Source organism: Sphingobium sp. FW306-1B-F04DB, assembly GCF_058781925.1.
Genome location: NZ_JBYSXE010000030.1, coordinates 15,195 through 32,567, shown reverse-complemented (window position 1 = coordinate 32,567; position 17,373 = coordinate 15,195). Strand labels below are relative to the sequence as shown.

Sequence of the window (17,373 nt, the reverse complement as noted above, 5' to 3'; positions counted from 1 at the left end):
GGCGCGCGATGAAGGGCCTGTTCCCCTATGCCGAGACGACGCGCGACATCACCGTGCGCGTCTCGGTCAGCTATCTGCCCGAACAGTCGGAGCCGGATCGGGGACGCTGGTTCTGGGCCTATCACATCCGCATCGAGAATGGCGGGCCGATGACGATCCAGCTGCTCACGCGCCACTGGGTGATCACCGACGCACGGGGCGCGCGCCACTCGGTCGAAGGCGAGGGCGTGGTCGGTGAACAGCCGATGATCGCGGCGGGCGAGTCCTATGACTATGTCTCGGGCTGCCCACTTTCGACGCCCACCGGGCAGATGCAGGGCAACTATCACATGGTGGGCGAGGACGGCTCGGCATTCGATGTCAAGATCCCGCGCTTCCCGCTGGTCGCGCCCGTCAACGCGCAATGAGGGTAGAGGAACAGGAATGAAGCGTACGCATCTTCCCCTGAATGGCCTGCGTGTGCTCGATGCTGCCGCGCGGCATCTGAGCTTCACCCGCGCGGCTGACGAACTGGCGGTGACGCCCGCCGCGGTCGGCCAGCAGATCCGCGCGCTCGAGGATACGCTGGGCGTCGTGCTCTTCCGCCGCACCGCCAAGGGGCTCGAGCTGACGCCCGAGGGCGAGGCGGGGCTCGACGCGCTGCGTGCGGGCTTCCTGCAGTTCGAGGAATCGGTGCGCGCGATGCAGGCGGGCCAGTCGTCCAAATCGCTGACGATCGCCGCGCCGCGCGACTTCACCGCCAAATGGCTGGCGAACCGGCTTGCTGGCTATGGCCGGACCGATCCCGAAATTCGCTTTACGCTCATTGCGAGCGAGGGCGATCTCGATTTCACCGAGGCCAATCTCGACCTCGCGATCCGGCTCGCCGAAGGGCCGGGCGAGAATGAGGGCGTCAAGCTGGCCGATGGCGCGTTCGTGACCCTCGCCGCGCCCGAGGGCGCCGCGGACACGCGCATCGCCTGGCCCGGCTGCCCTTCGGATGAGGACAGTCCGGCGCTGCGCGTCGCCGATGCGGGGCTCGCGATCGACGCCGCGATCAACGGTTTCGGGCGGACCAGCGTACCTCAGCTGCTTGCCGCCGCCGATGTCGCGAGCGGCCGTGTCGCGATGGTCGGCGAGGCGCGGCCGTCGCCGCTCGCCTATTGGCTGATCGCGCCGCTACCGCAATGGCGTCAGAAAAAGGTCAAGGCGCTCGTCGAAGCGCTGACGCGCTGATGCTGCCGACGCTCAGGACCGACAGGCTCGTCCTGAGACCGCTGGTCGAGGACGATGCCGCGGCGATCCACGTCGCCATGTCGGACGTCGAACTGATGCACTGGTGGTCGAGCGCCCCCCATACATCGCTGGACCAGACACGCGCCTATGTGGCGGGCAACGCCGCGCAGGACCGCTGGCTGAGCTGGGCGATCACCGAGGATGGCGGCGCGGCGCTTGGCTGGGTGGTGCTGGGTGAGAAGCGGGAAGGCGTGCGCGAGATCGGCTATATCCTCAGGCGCGACCGCTGGGGGCGCGGCTATGCGCGCGAGGCCGTGAGCGCGGTGCTCGACCATGGCTTCGGCGCGATGGGGCTTCGCCGCGTCTTCGCCGATGTCGATCCCGAAAACGCAGCGTCGGTGGACCTGCTGAAGCGGCTGGGTTTCCGGCAGGAGGGCCATCTGCGCGGCGAATGGGAAACGCATATCGGCATTCGCGACAGTCTGATCTTCGGATTGCTCAAGGACGAATGGCGATGAACGAACAGGGCCATTTCAAGCTTCACGCCATCGTCGGACGGGCACGCCGGCTGGGGTTTATCCTCGCAATGGCGGGCTTTGCGCTCGCTATCGCCGGCAAGCGCAATCCCGACATGCCAGCGCTCAAATGGGTCGCACTGGGGGTGATTCTGGTCGGGGTTACGTTGCTGCTTGCGGCGCTCACGCACCGCATGGCGTTCCAGAAGCTCGACCTGCTCGCCGAAGAGGAAAAGCGGCGCGACGCAGAATAACGCTCAGCGCAGCTTTTCCAGATAGTCGATTATCTCCGCGCGGCGGGCGGCGTCCTTCACACCGTAGAAATACATGCGGTTGCCTGGAACCACCCGGGCGGGATCCTCGAGCCATGCGTCGAGTCTGGCGCGGTCCCATTTGAACTTCGCCCCGCGCATCGCGCTCGAATAGGCATAGCCGGGGCGGTGGGTGCCAGCCGTGGAGCCGACCACGCCGAACAGGTTCGGTCCGGTCCAGTCGCGCGCGTCCTTCTGATCGCTGTGGCAGACCGCGCATTGCTGGAAGGCGGCGGGGCGGACGGGCGCGGCACTCGCAGTGTCGCCCGCATTGCTTTCGCCGCCCGGACTGTCGCAGCCCGCGAGCAGCGCCAGCGCGGCGAAGGCGGATATGGGACGCATCATGCGTCGATAACTTCCTCGTCGACGCGCGCCGCGTTTTCCTGGATGAACTGGAAGCGGTGCTCGGGATTCTTGCCCATCAGCCGCTCGACAAGATCGCGGACCACCATGCGCTCTTCATATTCCTGCGGCAGGATGATGCGGATCATGCTGCGCGTTTTGGGATCCATCGTCGTTTCGCGTAACTGCTGCGGGTTCATCTCGCCCAGGCCCTTGAAGCGGCTGACCTCGACCTTCTTGCCCTTGAACTCGGTCGCCTCGAGCGCGGCACGGTGCGCGTCGTCGCGGGCATAGGCGCTCTTGCCCCCAGAAACGAGGCGGTAGAGCGGCGGTTGCGCCAGATACAGGTGCCCGCGCCGGACGAGCTCGGGCATCTCCTGAAAGAAGAAGGTCATCAGCAAGGTCGCGATATGCGCGCCGTCGACATCGGCATCGGTCATGATGACGATGCGCTCGTAGCGCAGATTGTCGGGCACGCACTTGTCGCGCGTGCCGCAGCCGATCGCCTGAATCAGGTCCGCGATTTCCTGATTGGCGAGGATCTTCGCACTGTTGGCCGAGGCGACGTTGAGGATCTTGCCGCGGATCGGCAGGATCGCCTGCGTCTTGCGGTCACGCGCCTGCTTGGCGCTGCCGCCCGCGCTGTCGCCCTCGACGATAAAGATCTCGGTACCTGCGGGATCATCCGCCGAACAGTCGGTGAGCTTGCCGGGCAGGCGCAGCTTGCGGCCCGAGGTCGCGGTCTTGCGTTTGACCTCGCGCTCGGCCCTGCGGCGCAGGCGCTCGTCCATGCGGTCGAGCACGAAGCCGAGCAGCGCCTTGCCGCGATCCATATGGTCGGCGAGGAAATGGTCGAAATGGTCCTTGACCGCATTCTCGACGAGCCGCGCCGCCTCCGGGCTGGTCAGCCGATCCTTCGTCTGGCTCTGGAACTGCGGATCGCGGATGAAGACCGAGAGCATCAGCTCCGATCCGGTCATGATGTCTTCGGCCGAGATGTCCTTGGCCTTTTTCTGCCCCACCAGTTCACCGAAGGCGCGAATGCCCCTGACCAGCGCGGTGCGTAACCCTGCCTCGTGCGTGCCGCCATCGGGGGTCGGAATGGTGTTGCAGTAATAGCTGTAGCTGCCCTCGGACCAGAGCGGCCAGCCGACCGCCCACTCGACCGAGCCCTGTCGCTCGGGGAAGTCCTGCCGCCCGGCGAAGAATTCGGCGGTCGCGCATTCGCGCGTGCCAACCTGCTCCTTCAGGTGATCGGCAAGACCCCCCGGGAACTGGAACACGGCCTCGGCGGGCGTGTCGTCGGTGATGAGCTCGGGCGCGCATTTCCAGCGGATCTCCACGCCCGCGAAGAGATAGGCCTTGGAGCGCGCGAGCTTGTAGAGCCGTTGCGGCTTGAAATGCATCTCGCCGAAGATCTCGGTATCGGGCACGAAGCTGACTGTTGTCCCGCGCCGATTCTGCGTCTGGCCCAGCCGTTCAAGCCCCGTCACGGCATGACCGCGGGAGAAGATCTGGCGGAACACTTCCTTGTTGCGCGCGACCTCGACCACGGTTTCCGACGACAGTGCGTTGACCACGCTCACGCCCACGCCATGAAGGCCGCCCGACGTGGCATAGGCCTTGCCAGCGAATTTTCCGCCCGAATGTAGCGTGGTCATGATGACCTCAAGCGCCGATTTGTCGGGGAATTTGGGGTGCGGATCGACGGGGATGCCGCGGCCATTGTCCGTGATCGTAAGCCGGTTGCCCGGCTCCAGCGTCACCTCGATCCGCGTGGCATGCCCTGCAACCGCTTCGTCCATCGCATTGTCGAGCACCTCGGCGGCAAGGTGATGAAAGGCGCGCTCGTCGGTGCCGCCGATATACATGCCGGGCCTGCGCCGGACAGGCTCGAGACCCTCGAGAACCTCGATGGCCGATGCGTCATAGGTGCCGGAAGTCTGGGGCGCGGAAGCGAACAGGTCGTCGGACATTACGAAGCTATAGAGTGCGGTGAGTCAGGGTGACAAGCGGCAAACACCTATTCCGGCCAGCGATATTTATCGATGCGAAGACGTAACAAATCAGCTATAGGAACAGGCCGTCGGCAAGGAGCGCAGCATGATGCAGTATCTTGATGACGACATCGTCGTGCTTCGGCGCGCGGATGGCACGACCCGTCAATATTATTGGGGTGACAAATGCGACGTTCTGGGTACCGGCCGCGAACGGCGTCCACGTCAAGATTCATGGCAAGTTTGGAGTCGTTGACGAGGGCTTGGTCAGCACCGAGACGCAATTCCGCGACACCGGGCTTCTTCGCCTCTCGATGATCGACGTCCAGCAGGGTGACGGGCTGATCCTCGAAACGCCGAGCGAGAAAGTTGTCTTCATCGACGGCGGCGACAACCAGCTCTTCGCACGCCACGCCGCGGCGCGCTTTTCGGGGAGTTCCGAAGGCAATCCGCTCATCGTGGATGCCATCGTCGTCACGCATGGTGACGCTGATCATTTCGATGGTCTGTCCGAACTGCTGGTCTCTGAGACCCATAAGGAGCCGCGCAAGCGCATTTTCGTTGCGCCCAGGCGCGTCTATCACAACGGCATCGTCAAGCGGCCGGAAAAGATTGCGGGCAGCACCAAGAAGCGCAAGGAGACCGAAATGCTCGGTTCCACCACCGACGTTGGCGGCGTGCCCTTCACACCGGGCTGGTGGACGACCCCTCGGCGGTCCCTTCCACCGAACGAAATGGACCGTTCAATCGCTGGGTGGACACGCTGGCAAAATGGGCGCCACGGGTCACAGCCAATACCGGAAAGCCGGTCGAGTTCCGCCGGCTGGACCATCTTGCCGCGAACGCATTTGACTTCCTGAACGAGGACGGCGTGGCCGTCGAGATGCTTGGCCCGATCGTAGCGAACACGGCTGGCGGTCCCAGCCTTCAGTTCCTTCGCAAGCCGCCCGACGATGCCAAGCTGATGCTGGGCACTGCGCCCGCAGGCCACAAGGGATCATTTTCGGCCAGCCACACGATCAACGGCCATTCGCTCAATTTCCGGCTGCGCTTTGGCAATGTGCGCTTGATGTTCACCGGGGACATGAATCAGGAATCGATGCAAAGGCTGCGGACGGCCATGCCGGGCGCCGCGCTCCGCTCGGAAATCCTGAAAGCGCCGCACCACGGCTCGGCGGATTTCGACATGGAGTTCCTGAAGGAGGTCGGCGCCGTCGTCTCGCTGATCTCGTCGGGCGACGAGAGCAGTGCCAAGGAATATATCCATCCGCGCGCGACGCTGATGGCAGCGCTTGGCCGGGCCTCGCGCTCGACGCCGGCGGTGATATTCTGCACCGAACTGACCGCTTTCTTCGCGGTCAAGGGCTATGCCGTCGACCCCAAAAATCCCGCGAGGAAATTCTTCGCCTTTGAGCGGACCAATTTCGGCATCGCGCACATTCGCACCGACGGCAGCCGGGTGCTTGCCTTCACGCATTCGGGCAAGGAAGGAATGAACGAGGCCTATCGCTTCACGGTTTCACCGACAGGCGAAATCGCGTTCGCGCCCGCCGCAATCAAGCGGAGCGCGCCGAAAGCGTGAATCAGGCGCTCTTCAAACGATCGAGGCCTAGCGTACCCGCGGGCCGCCAAAGGGCATCGGCGGGGGCGGGCGCCGGTCGCGGCGCGGCAGCTGCGCCTGATAGGCGTGGCCGCAATGCGCGACGCAATAGGGAAAGCCCGGATTCACCGGATCGCCGCAGAAATGGAAGTCAGGCTCGCCCGGATGGCCAAGCGGCCATTTGCAGATGCGGTCGTTGAGGTCGAGCAGCGTCGTCTTGCCCGCGATCTCCGCGCTGGGCTTTGCGGGCACCAGCCGGCGTGGCGGCGCGGGCGGGATGGGCGCCTGCTGATCGCCGGGGCCCTGACGCAGAAAGCCGCCGGGGCCGATCGAACGCAGCACGGGCTCCGAGGGATCGCGCGGTGCGACCGGGGCCGTTCCCGCCGGGGCGGGGGCAGCCTTGGGCGCGGCCTGCGGCGCGGGCGCGGCGGGCTTGGGCGCGTGCTGCACCGGCGCGGGTGCGGGTTCGGCGCGCTTGGGTGCGGGCGCGGGCTTCTTGGGCGCGGGCGCCTTGCCTTCCTTGTCCTTCACGGGCGACGGGCGCGACTGCAGGCCAAGGCGGTGCGCCTTGCCGATCACGGCGTTGCGGCTGACGCCGCCGAGCTCGTCGGCGATCTGGCTTGCGGTCATGCCTTTTTCCCACATCGTTTTCAGCTGATCGATGCGTTCGTCGGTCCAGGCCATTTAAGCTCCCTTGACTTCAATCTCGTGACGCAAACTCATCGCTTGCGGCTTAAGCCGACAGCCGATAGGCGATCGGGTGATGAACAGCCAGCCTGAATCAGCGATCGTCAACGAACCGGGCGTACCGGTGATCCGCAATGTCAACTGGGGCGGGCTTCGTGCCCTCTATATCAAGGAGGTGCGCCGTTTCTTCAAGGTGCAGCTCCAGACTATCTGGGCGCCCGCGATAACTACCCTGCTTTTCCTCGTGATTTTCACGGTGGCGCTGGGTGGCAGCGGCCGTACGGTGCTTGGGGTGCCCTTTGCGGACTTTATCGCGCCCGGCCTGATCGTAATGGGCATGATGCAGAATGCCTTTGCGAATTCGAGCTTTTCGCTGCTCGTCGGCAAGATCCAGGGCACGATCGTCGACTATCTGATGCCGCCGCTGTCGACCGCCGAGCTTCTCGCGGCGCTCGCGGGCGGTGCAGTGACACGCGCGGTGCTCGTCGGGTGCACCGTCTGGCTGGCGATGGCGCTGTGGCCCGGCGTCCATGTGACGCCCAAACATCCCTGGGCGATCCTCTGGTTCGGGCTGATGGGATCGCTGTTCCTCAGTTTTCTCGGTGTGATGACCTCGATCTGGGCGGAGAAGTTCGATCACGCCGCGGCGGTGACCAACTTCGTCGTTGCGCCGCTGTCGCTGCTGTCGGGTACCTTCTATTCGGTGGACAAGCTCGCGCCGCTCTTCCAGACAATCAGCCACGCCAATCCCTTTTTCTACATCATTTCGGGCTTCCGATACGGCTTTCTGAGTGAGGCCGATTCGCCGATCCTGTTCGGCGCAGTGCTGCTTCTGGCGCTCAATATGGCGCTGGGCAGCGTCTGCTACCTGCTGCTGCGCAAGGGCTGGAAGATCAGGAATTAGAGCATCGCGCGGAAAAGTGGGAACCGGTTTTCCGCATAGAGCGATGCGAAAACAAAAAACTAGAGCGCGCGACGAGCGTCTGGTTTCACGCAGCGCGCTCTAATCAGCCGCCGTCGTCGCGGTATCGGTATTCAGCCGGCTGAGCCGGTGCTCGCGCCAGACGATGTAGAGCCCGCTCGCGACGATGATCGGCGCACCGATCCACGTCGCGGCGGTCGGCAGCGCACCGAAGAGCAGCCAGCCATAGAGCGTCGCCCAGATCAGGCTCGAATAATCCATCGGCACGACGAGCGAGACGGGCCCCCAGCGCAGCGCGCCCGTCAGCGCCATCTGCCCGAGCCCGCCCGCGATCCCGATCCCCGCGAGCAACAGCCAGCCGGTCAGGTCGTGCGGTTGCGCGAAGAAGATATAGACCAGCCCGAGCGGGATACAGGACAGCAACGAGAACCAGAACACCGTTGTCGGCGCAGTTTCAGTGCGCCCGATCTGGCGCAGCAATATGCTGACCACCGCGATCATGAAGGCGGAGGACAGGCCGACAATGGCACCGATCAACGGAAAATGGTCGCTACCCGGCCGGACGACGATCAGCACGCCGATGAAACCCGCGAACACCGCGCTCCAGCGATGGATACCCGCCTTTTCGCCGAGAAAGACGACCGACAAAATGGTCGCGAAGATCGGCACGGTGAAGCCGAGCGTGGTCTGCTCGGCGAGCGGCAGCAGGATGATTGCGCCGAAGGTGGCGACCATGCCCAGCAGTCCCGCCGCGGTGCGCGACACATGCGCGCCGATGCGCTGCGTCCTGAGCGAGGCAAGGCCGGGCCCCGCGATCACCCAGGCGATCACGACGGGCAGCGCGAAGAACTGGCGGAAGAACATCGTCTCGGCGAGGTTGATCCCCCGCGTCGAGGCCAGCTTGATCAGCGCGCTCATGCTCGCGAGGAAGAAAACCGCGGTAAGGCGCAGGCCGAGCGCATAGAGCGGGTGGTGGAGATGCGCTTGCGGTTCGGCCATGCGAAGGGCTCTAGGGCGGGATGCCGCGCAATCAACCGCAAATTCGCGCGTTGTTTCTTGCATCACACGGCGCTTCTCCCCTAAGCGGCACGCTCAACCCGAACAGCGAGATTATCCCCGTGGCCGTCAAACACGCGCTCAATGTCACCCGCGAACAGGACTTCGCCGCCTGGTATCAGGCCGTCATCGCCGAGGGCGACATGGCGGAGGAATCGGGGGTGCGCGGCTGCATGGTGATCCGGCCTTGGGGCTATGGCATCTGGGAGCGCATCCAGAAGCTTCTCGATGCCGAGATCAAGCGGACGGGACACGAGAATTGCTATTTCCCGATCTTCATCCCGCTCAGCTACTTTGCGAAGGAAGCCGAGCATGTCGATGGTTTTGCAAAGGAAATGGCGGTTGTCACGCATCACCGGCTGGTCGCGGACGGCAAGGGCGGGCTGGTCCCCGATCCCGAAGCCAAACTGGAAGAGCCGCTGGTCGTGCGTCCCACCTCCGAGACGGTGATCGGCACCGCCTTCGCGCGCTGGGTGCAGAGCTGGCGCGACCTGCCCGTGCTGATCAACCAGTGGGCGAATGTCGTCCGCTGGGAAATGCGCACGCGCATGTTCCTCCGGACTAGCGAGTTCCTCTGGCAGGAAGGCCATACCGCGCACGCATCGGAGGCCGAGGCGCGCGAGGAAACTCTGAAGATGCTCGAAGTCTATCGCGCCTTTGCGGAGGATTGCGTCGCGATGCCTGTCGTCGCGGGTGAAAAGCCCGAGCATGAGCGCTTCCCGGGCGCGGTCGCGACCTATTCGATCGAGGCGATGATGCAGGACGGCAAGGCGCTCCAGGCGGGCACCAGCCACTTCCTCGGCACCAACTTCTCGGCCGCGCAGAACATCCGCTTCCAGAACAGGGACGGCGAACTCGAGCTGGCGCAGACGACGAGCTGGGGCATGTCGACGCGCATGATCGGCGGGCTGATCATGACGCACGGCGATGACGATGGGCTGCGTGTGCCGCCGCGCGTCGCGCCGCACCAGATCGTGATCGTGCCGATGCTGCGCGACAATGACGAGGACGAGGCGGTACTCGATTACTGCAAGGCCCTGGTGAGGGAACTCAACGCATTGACCGCCTTTGGCGAACCGGCGCGCGCGCTGCTTGACGGACGGTCTCAGAAGGCCTCGAACAAGCGTTGGGCCTGGGTCAAGAAGGGTGCGCCGCTGATCGTCGAGATCGGGCCGCGCGATGTTGCCGCGGGCAATGTCTCGGTGCTGCGCCGCGATCGGCTTTACGACCAGGGCGGCAAGCTGGCGTCCGAGATCCGCCCGCGCGACGAGTTCGTCGGCGCGGCGGCATCGGCGCTCGAGGATATCCAGTCTTCGCTGTTCGCGGAGGCCAAGGCGCGCACTGATGGCAACATCGCACGCGATGTAACTGATTTTGCTGGGCTTAAGGCCTTTTACGAAAAGGCAGGCAAGTTTGCCGGCTGGGTCGAGGTGCAGTGGTGCAAGCCGACGGGCGGTGAACTCGAGGACATCGTCGAAAAGCTCAAGGGGCTGAAGCTTACGATGCGCAACGTCCCCAACGACGCGGCGCCCACCGATGACGCATGCTTCTTTACGGGAGCGCCGGCTGTCGAGCGGATACTGATCGGGCGCGCTTACTGAGCCATTCGGTCACGCGCCGTTCCATTGAGGGGTCGGCGCAGAGCCCCAGCTTGCTGCGCCGCCAGAGCACGTCTTCGGCGGTCTTGGCCCATTCGCGTGTGACCATCCAGCCGAGCTCGATCTCGGTCAGCCCGTGGCCAAGATCGGCGCCCATATCGGCTTCCGAAGCGACGTCGCTCAGCATTGCGCGCAGCAGCGTGCCATAGGCGCGCGCCATGCGCTCGGAGCGCGCCTGGCCGAGGAAAGGCCAGCGTGTGCGGACCTCGGTGAGGAAACCGGCGAAGCTCGGCATGTCCCCGCCCGGAAAGGGCCTGTCGCGGGTCACGGGCCGGACGGCCACGCCCAGCGCGGGGCCCAGCTTGCCCAGCGCCTCTTCCGCCAGATGCCGCGCGGTGGTGATCTTGCCCCCGAAGACGGAGAGCAGCGGTGCGTCGTCGGTATCGAGTTCGAGCACATAGTCGCGCGTCACCGCCTTCGCATCCGACGTGCCGTCGTCATAGAGCGGGCGCACCCCCGCATAGGTCGAGACGATGTCGGCGGGCGTGATCTGCCGCTGGAAATAGCGATTGGCGGCCTCGCAGAGATAGACCTTCTCATCCTCCGTGATGCGCGCCTCTTCGGGCGTCTCCACCGCGATATCGGTGGTGCCGATCAGCGTGTGGCCGCGATAGGGAATCGCGAAGACAATGCGTCGGTCGGGTTGCTGGAGCATATAGGCGTGCTCGCCCGCGAACAGCTGCGGGACGATGATATGGCTGCCGCGGACGAGCTTGACGCGGTTGCGGCGATCGGCACCGATACTGTGGAGCAATTGTTCGACCCAGGGACCGGCGGCGTTGACCAGCGCGCGTGCGTCGACGGTGCGCCCGTCGGACAATGTGGCGCGCCACAGGCCGTCATCGCGTTGCGCCCCCGTCAGCGCGGTGCGCGTGACGATCTCTGCGCCGTTCGCGGCCGCGTCCATCGCATTGAACAGGGTGAAGCGCGCGTCGTCGACCGCGCAATCCCAGTAGAAGAAGTGGTGGCCCAGCGGATTCTTGAGCTGTGCGGTGAGTATCTTGGCGTCGATTGGGCCGTCTCCTCGCGAACGCGGCAAGCTGCTGCGACCGCCGATCGTATCGTAGAGCAGCAGCCCGAGCCGCACGAGCCACCAGGGGCGCACCGCGTGCGCATGGGGCAGCACGAACTGCATGGGTCGAATGATATGCGGCGCAGCGTGGAGCAGAAGCTCGCGCTCTTTCAACGCCTCTCGGACCAGCCTGAACTCGTAATATTCGAGATAGCGCAGGCCGCCATGAATCAGCTTGGTCGACGCCGACGAGGTGTGCGCGGCAAGGTCGTCCTTCTCGACGAGCAGCACCGAAAGGCCGTTGAGCGCCGCCTCGCGGGCGATCGCGGTGCCGTTGATGCCGCCGCCGATGATGAGAAGGTCGTGGACCATTTGCTCCTCTTATCCGTTGGACGGGCGGGCGCGAAAGCCTATGTGAGTGCGATGGCGAAACAAAAGCAACAGGCCGGGCTGCCGAGCCGCCAGCAGATCCTGGACTTCATCACCGAATCCGATCAGCCCGCGGGCAAGCGTGAGATCGCCAAGGCGTTCGGGCTGAAGGGGCAGGAGAAGATCCAGCTCAAGGCGCTGCTCAAGGACATGGCGGATGAGGGCCTGATCGACAGCGCCCCGGGTCGCGCCTTTCACAAGATGGGCGGCATCCCCAAGGTAACGGTACTGCGTGTCACCGATGTCGATGAGGACGGTCAGGCCTGGGCGGTGCCCGAGCGCTGGGAGGCAGAAGGGCCCGAGCCGCGGCTGCGCCTCAAGGAAAAGAGCCGCAAGGGCGCGCTGGGCGTCGGCGACCGCGTGCTCGCGCGCACCGAGGAGGCGGGCAAGGGCTGGATCGCGCATCCGCTCAAGCAACTCGCGCGCGGGTCCGAGCTGATGATGGGTGTGATCCACGACGAAGGCGGCAAATTCTGGCTCAAGGGGCTCGACAAGAAGGAGCGCCGCGACTTCGCCGTCTCTGACCTTGGCGGCGCGGAGGCGGGCGACCTCGTGCTCGCCGAGAAGACCGGGCGCCCGCCGCGGATCACTGCGCGCGTGACGCAGAAGCTCGGCGACCCGTTCGAACCACGCAGCTTCTCGCTGATCGCGATCCACAAGCTCGGTATCCCGCATGTCTTTCCCGAGGAGGTGCTGGAGGAGGCGCAGAAGGTTGCGAAGCTCGATCTCGGCAAGGATCGCGAGGATCTGCGCCACCTGCCGATCGTCGCGATCGATCCCGCCGATGCGCGCGACCATGACGACGCGGTCTGGGCCGCGCCCGATGACGATGCGGGCAACTCCGGCGGCTGGAAGGCGATCGTCGCGATCGCCGATGTGAGCTTCTATGTGCGCCCGGGCTCGGCGCTCGACCGCGAGGCGAAGAAGCGCGGCAACAGCGTCTATTTTCCCGATCGCGTCGTGCCGATGCTGCCCGAGATACTCTCGGCCGATGTCTGCTCGCTGAAGGCGGGGCAGGACCGCGCCGCGATGGCGTGCCATCTGACGATTTCGAAGGATGGCCAGATCAAGGCCTGGCGCTTCACGCGCGCGGTGGTGCGGCTGTCGGGGAACATCGCTTACGAGAATGCGCAGGCCGCGATCGATGCCGCGGGCGAAGCGCGCGTCGATCTGGCGTCCTCGCCCTGCGCGCTGGATCCCGCCGATCTCGCCACCCATGGCGTCGATCCTGCGCTCGTCGAAAATGCGCTCAAGCCGCTATGGGCGTGCTGGCGCGCGCTTTACAAGGCGCGCGAGGCGCGCGAGCCGCTCGACCTCGACCTGCCCGAGCGCCAGATCGCGCTGGACGAGAAGGGGCGCATCCTCTCGGTGGCACCGCGCGAGCGGCTCGATGCACACAAGCTGATCGAGGATTGCATGATCGCCGCCAACGTCGCGGCGGCTAAGGCGCTCGAGGCGAAGAAGGCGCCCGTGATGTACCGCGTCCACGAGCCGCCCGCGCGCGAGAAGCTGGTGGCGCTCAAGGAATATCTCAAGACCTTCGGACTTGAGCTCGCGCTGGGGCAGGTGATCAGCCCCAAGACCTTCAATCGCGTGATCGAGCGTGTCGGCGAGGCCGATCACAAGCCGCAGGTGATGGAGCAGGTGCTGCGGACGCAGACCCAGGCCTATTACGCACCCGAGAATCACGGGCATTTCGGGCTGGCGCTGGGCAGCTACGCACACTTCACCTCGCCGATCCGCCGCTATGCGGACCTTGTCGTCCACCGCGCGCTGACCGCTGCATACAGGCTGGGCGAAGGTGGCCTGACTCCCGACGAAGCCGTATCGATGCCGCGTATCGGCGAAGCGATCAGCCAGCTCGAACGCCGGGCAATGGAGGCCGAGCGCGATACCGTCGACCGCTATGTCGCGGCCTATCTCAGCGAAAAGGTGGGCGAGATACTCGACGTGCGCATCACTGGTGTCCAGAATTTCGGCTTCTTCGCGACGGTCGAGGGGCTGGGCGGCGACGGGCTGGTGCCCGTGCGCGACCTTGGCGGCGAATATTTCCGCTATGATGAGGCCACGCACAGCCTGACGGGCGAGGACAGCGAGACGATCTATACGATCGGGCAACGGCTCCAGCTACGGCTCGCCGAGGCCAATCCCGTCAACGGCGCGCTGCGCTTCGAGCTTCCCGAAGGCCGAGGTGCCGCGCCGCCGCCCCGGAACAGCCGCGACAAGCGCGGGCGCCCGATCATCCGGCGGGGCAGGCCCGCCAATATCCGGCACCAGGGGAAGCGGCGCTAGGCGATCCGCTCCGGAACCTCGGCCGCATCGCGCAACACGCTTTCGCGGTCGGCCACGGCTTCCCAGGGAAAGACGAACCAGTCCTTGGTGACGGTGCGATCGATGCTGCGCGCGCGGTAATCGACGCGTTCGGTCGAGACGATGTTGTCGATCAGCACCGCATAGCGGATATGCCCTGCAACGCCGCCGGCCGCCCGGATCGCATTGCGAATATGGGCGATCGTGCGGCCGCTGTCGTTGATGTCGTCGACCACGAGCAGTTTCATGCCGTCTCTTGTCTTGCCAGCAAGATCGCCAATCAACCGGTCGCCGAAACCGTCAATGCCGGTCGAATGGTCCACCGAGAGCAGCGGGATGTCGCATGCGTGCGACAGATAGGTGGCGGGCACGAGTCCTCCGCGACCTATCCCGACGATGAAGCGGGGCTGCCATTCGCTGGCGGCAAGCGCAGTGGCAAGCGTGCGAACGTCGGCCAGGAATGCGTCATATGTGACGGGCGTGAGGACGGGATCGGCCATGGCGCCCGATGATAACGTCAAGCCGCTTGGCCGCAATCGCGAGGTCATTGAATTGAGATGGCACGCGCTATATCTCCACTGCCCAACAGCAAGCGAAGGAAAGTTCGATGCGGATCCAGCGACTGACAGTCATTCCTGCCAGCCAGATTCGATCGGATTCCGCGCATGTCTTCGTTTGTTACCTTCCGCAATGTGAGCTTTTCGACCGCTGACGGTCGATCGCTTTTCACCGACATAACGACCGGCTTCGGGCGCGAACGCGCGGGGCTGATCGGTCGCAACGGCACGGGCAAGTCGACGCTGCTGCGGCTCGCCGCGGGCGAATGCGCGCCGGGCTCGGGCGAGGTCGTACGGACGGGCGTGGTCGGCACGTTGCGCCAGATAGTGCAGGTTGTGCCGCATGAAAGCGTGGCGGACCTATTCGGCGTACGCGCGGCGCTCGACGCAACCGCGCGGACCGAGGTGGGCACAGGCTCGGCAGAGGATCTGGCGCACGCCGACTGGACGATCACGCCGCGGATCGAGGAAGCACTTGAGCAGGTCGGGCTCGCCGGCGTCACCGTAGACCGGCCGCTCGCCACACTCAGCGGCGGGCAGCGGACGCGCGCCGCGCTGGCCGCGCTCATTTTCGCGGAACCCGACCTGATCCTGCTCGACGAGCCGACCAATAATCTCGATGCCGAGGGACGCACGGCGGTGGCGCGCGTGCTGCGCGACTGGCGCGGCGGCGCGATCGTCGTCAGCCATGATCGCGCGCTGCTCCGCCAAATGGACCGGATCGTCGAACTGACGACGCTCGGGCTGAAATCCTATGGCGGGAGCTGGGATCACTATGCCGCGCAGAAGGCGGAGGAACTCGCGGCCGCCGAGCGCCAGCTCGACAACGCCGAGAAGGAGACGAAGCGCGTCGAGCGCGAAGTGCAGCTCGCGCGCGAACACAAGGCGCGTCGCGATGCTGCGGGCCGGCGGAGCGCCGCCAAGGGCGGCATGCCGAAGATCCTTCTCGGCGCACGCGAGGATCGCGCAGAACAGAGCGGGGGCAGCGCAAACCGGCTCGCCGACCGGCTGCGCGGCGATGCGGCCGAGGCTCTGGCCGATGCGCGCGCGGGCGTGGAGCAATTGCGCGCGCTGCGCTTCGAGATCGCGCCGAGCGGGCTGCCCGCGGTGCGAACGGTACTCGCCTTCGATCATGTGACGGGCGGCCCCGCGCCCGATTGTGCGGTGCTGCACGATCTGAGCTTCGCGATTGTCGGACCCGAGCGCGTGGCGCTGACGGGGCCAAACGGGTCCGGTAAATCGACGTTGCTGCAATTGGCGAGTGGCAGCCTTGCGCCCTTTTCCGGACAGGTACGGCGCGGCCGCGTGGCGCTGCTCGACCAGCAGGTTGCGCTGCTCGATCCGGCCCGGACAGTCGTCGACAATTATCGCGGACTCAATCCCGGCGAGAGCGAGAATGGCTGTCGCGCGGCGCTCGCGCGCTTCCTGTTTCGGGCCGATGCGGCGCTGCGTCGGGTGGGCGAGCTGAGCGGCGGCGAGATGCTGCGCGCAGGGCTAGCCTGTGTGCTGGGTGGAAGCCGGCCGCCCGAACTGCTGATGCTGGACGAGCCGACCAACCATCTCGACATCGCCTCGACGGAGGCGGTGGAGGCGGCGCTCAACGCGTTCGACGGCGCGTTGCTCGTGGTCAGCCACGATGGCGACTTCCTCGACGCGATCGGAATCACACGGCGGATCGCCCTGGCGAGCTAGGCGGCGACGGTGTCCGAGAGCGCGTTGTGGACATCCATCGTGATCGCATAGGAACGCTTGCGGGCCTGATGGTCGAACATCTGGCACGCGATGATCAGCTCGTCCGCCTGTGTGCGTTCGATGAATGTTGCGACCTTGCGGCGGACGGTTTCGAACGATCCGACCGCCGAGGCCTGCAAGACATGATCGAGCATCGCGACTGCATTGGGGGGCAGCGTGTCGCGATAGCGGGGAACGGGCGGGGGCAACTGGCGCGGATTGCCCGTACGCAGCGCGACGAAGGCCTGCTGCATCGAGCTGGCGAGCAGTTCGGCTTCGGCATCGGTGTCGGCCGCGAAGATGTTGTAGCCGGCAATCACATAAGGTCTGTCGAGCTGCGTTGAGGGCTGGAAGCTGCGGCGATAGAGCGCGATCGCCTCGTCCAGGTCGCCCGGCGCGAAATGCGAGGCGAAGGCGTAGGGCAGGCCAAGGATCGCGGCGAGCTGGGCGCCGAACAGGCTGGAGCCGAGGATGTAGAGCGGCACATTCTCGCCCGCGCCCGGCACAGCCATGATGCCCAGCTGCGGATCCCCCGCCAGATAGGCCTGAAGCTCGACGACATCGCGCGGAAACTGATTGGGATCGGTGTCAAGGTTGCGCCGGAGCGCCCGCGCCACCGTCATGTCCGAGCCCGGTGCGCGGCCGAGGCCAAGATCGATGCGTCCGGGATGAAGCGCGTTCAATGTGCCGAACTGCTCGGCGATCACGAGCGGTGAATGGTTGGGCAGCATGATCCCGCCCGCGCCGATACGGATCGTCGAGGTGCCGCCCGCGACATGCGCCAGCGCGACCGATGTCGCGGCGCTCGCGATCCCCGCCATGCCGTGATGCTCGGCCATCCAGAAGCGCTTGTAGCCAAGCGCCTCCGCATGGCGGGCGAGGTCGAGCGAGTTGGCGAGCGCCTGCCCCGCATTGCTGCCTTCGACGATCGAGGAGAGGTCGAGAACCGAGAACGCTGTCATGCGCCCGAATATGGGGCGGTGTTCGGGAAGGGCAATGATCGGATATCTGTTGCTGCAGAGAGCAGAGCT

At 65.5% G+C, this 17,373-nt stretch carries 17 protein-coding genes; 10 read left to right on the top strand and 7 right to left on the bottom strand.

Going from position 1 to position 17,373, the window contains the following annotated elements; genetic code table 11:
* The first annotated feature begins 8 nt into the window (after positions 1-8).
* The 4 genes from apaG to AC3WJD_RS13705 are packed head-to-tail and all read left to right on the top strand — an operon-like array spanning position 9 to position 1,984.
* Positions 9-407, top strand: coding sequence for a Co2+/Mg2+ efflux protein ApaG (gene apaG / locus AC3WJD_RS13720; protein ID WP_492747239.1), 399 nt, complete (start codon positions 9-11; stop codon positions 405-407).
* A 16-nt stretch (positions 408-423) separates the two neighbouring features.
* Positions 424-1,215 (top strand): LysR family transcriptional regulator, encoded by a 792-nt coding sequence (locus AC3WJD_RS13715; RefSeq protein ID WP_492747238.1) that lies wholly within the window; start codon positions 424-426, stop codon positions 1,213-1,215.
* Entirely contained in the window at positions 1,215-1,733 is a 519-nt protein-coding gene (locus tag AC3WJD_RS13710) for a GNAT family N-acetyltransferase (protein ID WP_492747237.1), read from the top strand. The genes AC3WJD_RS13715 and AC3WJD_RS13710 overlap by 1 nt, the downstream gene beginning before the upstream one ends.
* Positions 1,730-1,984 (top strand): hypothetical protein, encoded by a 255-nt coding sequence (locus AC3WJD_RS13705; RefSeq protein ID WP_492747236.1) that lies wholly within the window; start codon positions 1,730-1,732, stop codon positions 1,982-1,984. The genes AC3WJD_RS13710 and AC3WJD_RS13705 overlap by 4 nt, the downstream gene beginning before the upstream one ends.
* Before the next feature lie 3 nt (positions 1,985-1,987).
* Here the strand turns inward: AC3WJD_RS13705 and AC3WJD_RS13700 are convergent, their stop codons facing one another.
* Together AC3WJD_RS13700 and parE are read right to left on the bottom strand one after the other, a co-directional pair.
* Complete coding sequence (locus tag AC3WJD_RS13700; protein WP_492747235.1) at positions 1,988-2,386, bottom strand: c-type cytochrome; 399 nt, start codon at positions 2,384-2,386, stop codon at positions 1,988-1,990.
* Positions 2,383-4,359, bottom strand: coding sequence for a DNA topoisomerase IV subunit B (parE, locus tag AC3WJD_RS13695; RefSeq protein ID WP_492747233.1), 1,977 nt, complete (start codon positions 4,357-4,359; stop codon positions 2,383-2,385). Before parE ends, AC3WJD_RS13700 begins: the two co-directional genes overlap by 4 nt.
* A gap of 143 nt (positions 4,360-4,502) precedes the next feature.
* Here parE and AC3WJD_RS13690 point away from each other — a divergent pair, with 143 nt between their 5' ends.
* Positions 4,503-5,240 (top strand): hypothetical protein, encoded by a 738-nt coding sequence (locus AC3WJD_RS13690; protein ID WP_492747232.1) that lies wholly within the window; start codon positions 4,503-4,505, stop codon positions 5,238-5,240.
* A gap of 11 nt (positions 5,241-5,251) precedes the next feature.
* Positions 5,252-5,962, top strand: a complete 711-nt coding sequence (locus tag AC3WJD_RS13685; protein WP_492747231.1) for a ComEC/Rec2 family competence protein — start codon at positions 5,252-5,254, stop codon at positions 5,960-5,962.
* 27 nt (positions 5,963-5,989) lie between these two features.
* On the opposite strand, the gene AC3WJD_RS13680 is transcribed toward AC3WJD_RS13685, so the two are convergent.
* Positions 5,990-6,664, bottom strand: coding sequence for a GcrA family cell cycle regulator (locus AC3WJD_RS13680; RefSeq protein WP_492747230.1), 675 nt, complete (start codon positions 6,662-6,664; stop codon positions 5,990-5,992).
* Positions 6,665-6,743: 79 nt separating this feature from the next.
* Here AC3WJD_RS13680 and AC3WJD_RS13675 point away from each other — a divergent pair, with 79 nt between their 5' ends.
* Positions 6,744-7,571, top strand: coding sequence for an ABC transporter permease (locus AC3WJD_RS13675; protein WP_492747229.1), 828 nt, complete (start codon positions 6,744-6,746; stop codon positions 7,569-7,571).
* Between the two features lie 99 nt (positions 7,572-7,670).
* Here AC3WJD_RS13675 and AC3WJD_RS13670 read toward each other — a convergent pair whose 3' ends face one another.
* Positions 7,671-8,588 (bottom strand): DMT family transporter, encoded by a 918-nt coding sequence (locus AC3WJD_RS13670; RefSeq protein ID WP_492747228.1) that lies wholly within the window; start codon positions 8,586-8,588, stop codon positions 7,671-7,673.
* A gap of 119 nt (positions 8,589-8,707) precedes the next feature.
* Between AC3WJD_RS13670 and proS the strand changes: the two genes are divergently transcribed.
* On the top strand, positions 8,708-10,246 hold the full coding sequence (gene proS, locus AC3WJD_RS13665; RefSeq protein WP_492747227.1) for a proline--tRNA ligase: 1,539 nt from the start codon (positions 8,708-8,710) through the stop codon (positions 10,244-10,246).
* Here the strand turns inward: proS and glpD are convergent.
* Entirely contained in the window at positions 10,197-11,687 is a 1,491-nt protein-coding gene (gene glpD / locus AC3WJD_RS13660; RefSeq protein WP_492747226.1) for a glycerol-3-phosphate dehydrogenase, read from the bottom strand. The genes proS and glpD overlap by 50 nt on opposite strands.
* A gap of 51 nt (positions 11,688-11,738) precedes the next feature.
* Here glpD and rnr point away from each other — a divergent pair, with 51 nt between their 5' ends.
* The gene (rnr, locus tag AC3WJD_RS13655) at positions 11,739-14,036 is read left to right on the top strand and encodes a ribonuclease R (protein ID WP_492747255.1); all 2,298 of its coding nucleotides are present in this window, start codon (positions 11,739-11,741) and stop codon (positions 14,034-14,036) included.
* On the opposite strand, the gene AC3WJD_RS13650 is transcribed toward rnr, so the two are convergent.
* A complete protein-coding gene (locus tag AC3WJD_RS13650; protein ID WP_492747225.1) occupies positions 14,033-14,554 on the bottom strand; it encodes a phosphoribosyltransferase in 522 nt (173 codons plus the stop codon). The two genes, rnr and AC3WJD_RS13650, sit on opposite strands and share 4 nt — an antisense overlap.
* Before the next feature lie 165 nt (positions 14,555-14,719).
* Between AC3WJD_RS13650 and AC3WJD_RS13645 the strand changes: the two genes are divergently transcribed.
* The gene (locus AC3WJD_RS13645; protein WP_492747224.1) at positions 14,720-16,303 is read left to right on the top strand and encodes an ABC-F family ATP-binding cassette domain-containing protein; all 1,584 of its coding nucleotides are present in this window, start codon (positions 14,720-14,722) and stop codon (positions 16,301-16,303) included.
* Here AC3WJD_RS13645 and AC3WJD_RS13640 read toward each other — a convergent pair.
* A complete protein-coding gene (locus tag AC3WJD_RS13640) occupies positions 16,300-17,304 on the bottom strand; it encodes an LLM class flavin-dependent oxidoreductase (RefSeq protein ID WP_492747223.1) in 1,005 nt (334 codons plus the stop codon). The genes AC3WJD_RS13645 and AC3WJD_RS13640 overlap by 4 nt on opposite strands.
* Positions 17,305-17,373 lie beyond the last annotated feature (69 nt).

What these genes read in the sequence shown, in the direction of transcription:
- apaG (WP_492747239.1), top strand. Translation starts at nt 9, where the DNA reads ATGAAGGGCCTGTTCCCCTATGCCGAGACGACGCGCGACATCACCGTG.
- AC3WJD_RS13715 (WP_492747238.1), top strand. Translation starts at nt 424, where the DNA reads ATGAAGCGTACGCATCTTCCCCTGAATGGCCTGCGTGTGCTCGATGCT.
- AC3WJD_RS13710 (WP_492747237.1), top strand. Translation starts at nt 1,215, where the DNA reads ATGCTGCCGACGCTCAGGACCGACAGGCTCGTCCTGAGACCGCTGGTC.
- AC3WJD_RS13705 (WP_492747236.1), top strand. Translation starts at nt 1,730, where the DNA reads ATGAACGAACAGGGCCATTTCAAGCTTCACGCCATCGTCGGACGGGCA.
- AC3WJD_RS13700 (WP_492747235.1), bottom strand. Translation starts at nt 2,386, where the DNA reads ATGATGCGTCCCATATCCGCCTTCGCCGCGCTGGCGCTGCTCGCGGGC.
- parE (WP_492747233.1), bottom strand. Translation starts at nt 4,359, where the DNA reads ATGTCCGACGACCTGTTCGCTTCCGCGCCCCAGACTTCCGGCACCTAT.
- AC3WJD_RS13690 (WP_492747232.1), top strand. Translation starts at nt 4,503, where the DNA reads ATGACGACATCGTCGTGCTTCGGCGCGCGGATGGCACGACCCGTCAAT.
- AC3WJD_RS13680 (WP_492747230.1), bottom strand. Translation starts at nt 6,664, where the DNA reads ATGGCCTGGACCGACGAACGCATCGATCAGCTGAAAACGATGTGGGAA.
- AC3WJD_RS13675 (WP_492747229.1), top strand. Translation starts at nt 6,744, where the DNA reads ATGAACAGCCAGCCTGAATCAGCGATCGTCAACGAACCGGGCGTACCG.
- AC3WJD_RS13670 (WP_492747228.1), bottom strand. Translation starts at nt 8,588, where the DNA reads ATGGCCGAACCGCAAGCGCATCTCCACCACCCGCTCTATGCGCTCGGC.
- glpD (WP_492747226.1), bottom strand. Translation starts at nt 11,687, where the DNA reads ATGGTCCACGACCTTCTCATCATCGGCGGCGGCATCAACGGCACCGCG.
- rnr (WP_492747255.1), top strand. Translation starts at nt 11,739, where the DNA reads ATGGCGAAACAAAAGCAACAGGCCGGGCTGCCGAGCCGCCAGCAGATC.
- AC3WJD_RS13650 (WP_492747225.1), bottom strand. Translation starts at nt 14,554, where the DNA reads ATGGCCGATCCCGTCCTCACGCCCGTCACATATGACGCATTCCTGGCC.
- AC3WJD_RS13645 (WP_492747224.1), top strand. Translation starts at nt 14,720, where the DNA reads ATGTCTTCGTTTGTTACCTTCCGCAATGTGAGCTTTTCGACCGCTGAC.
- AC3WJD_RS13640 (WP_492747223.1), bottom strand. Translation starts at nt 17,304, where the DNA reads ATGACAGCGTTCTCGGTTCTCGACCTCTCCTCGATCGTCGAAGGCAGC.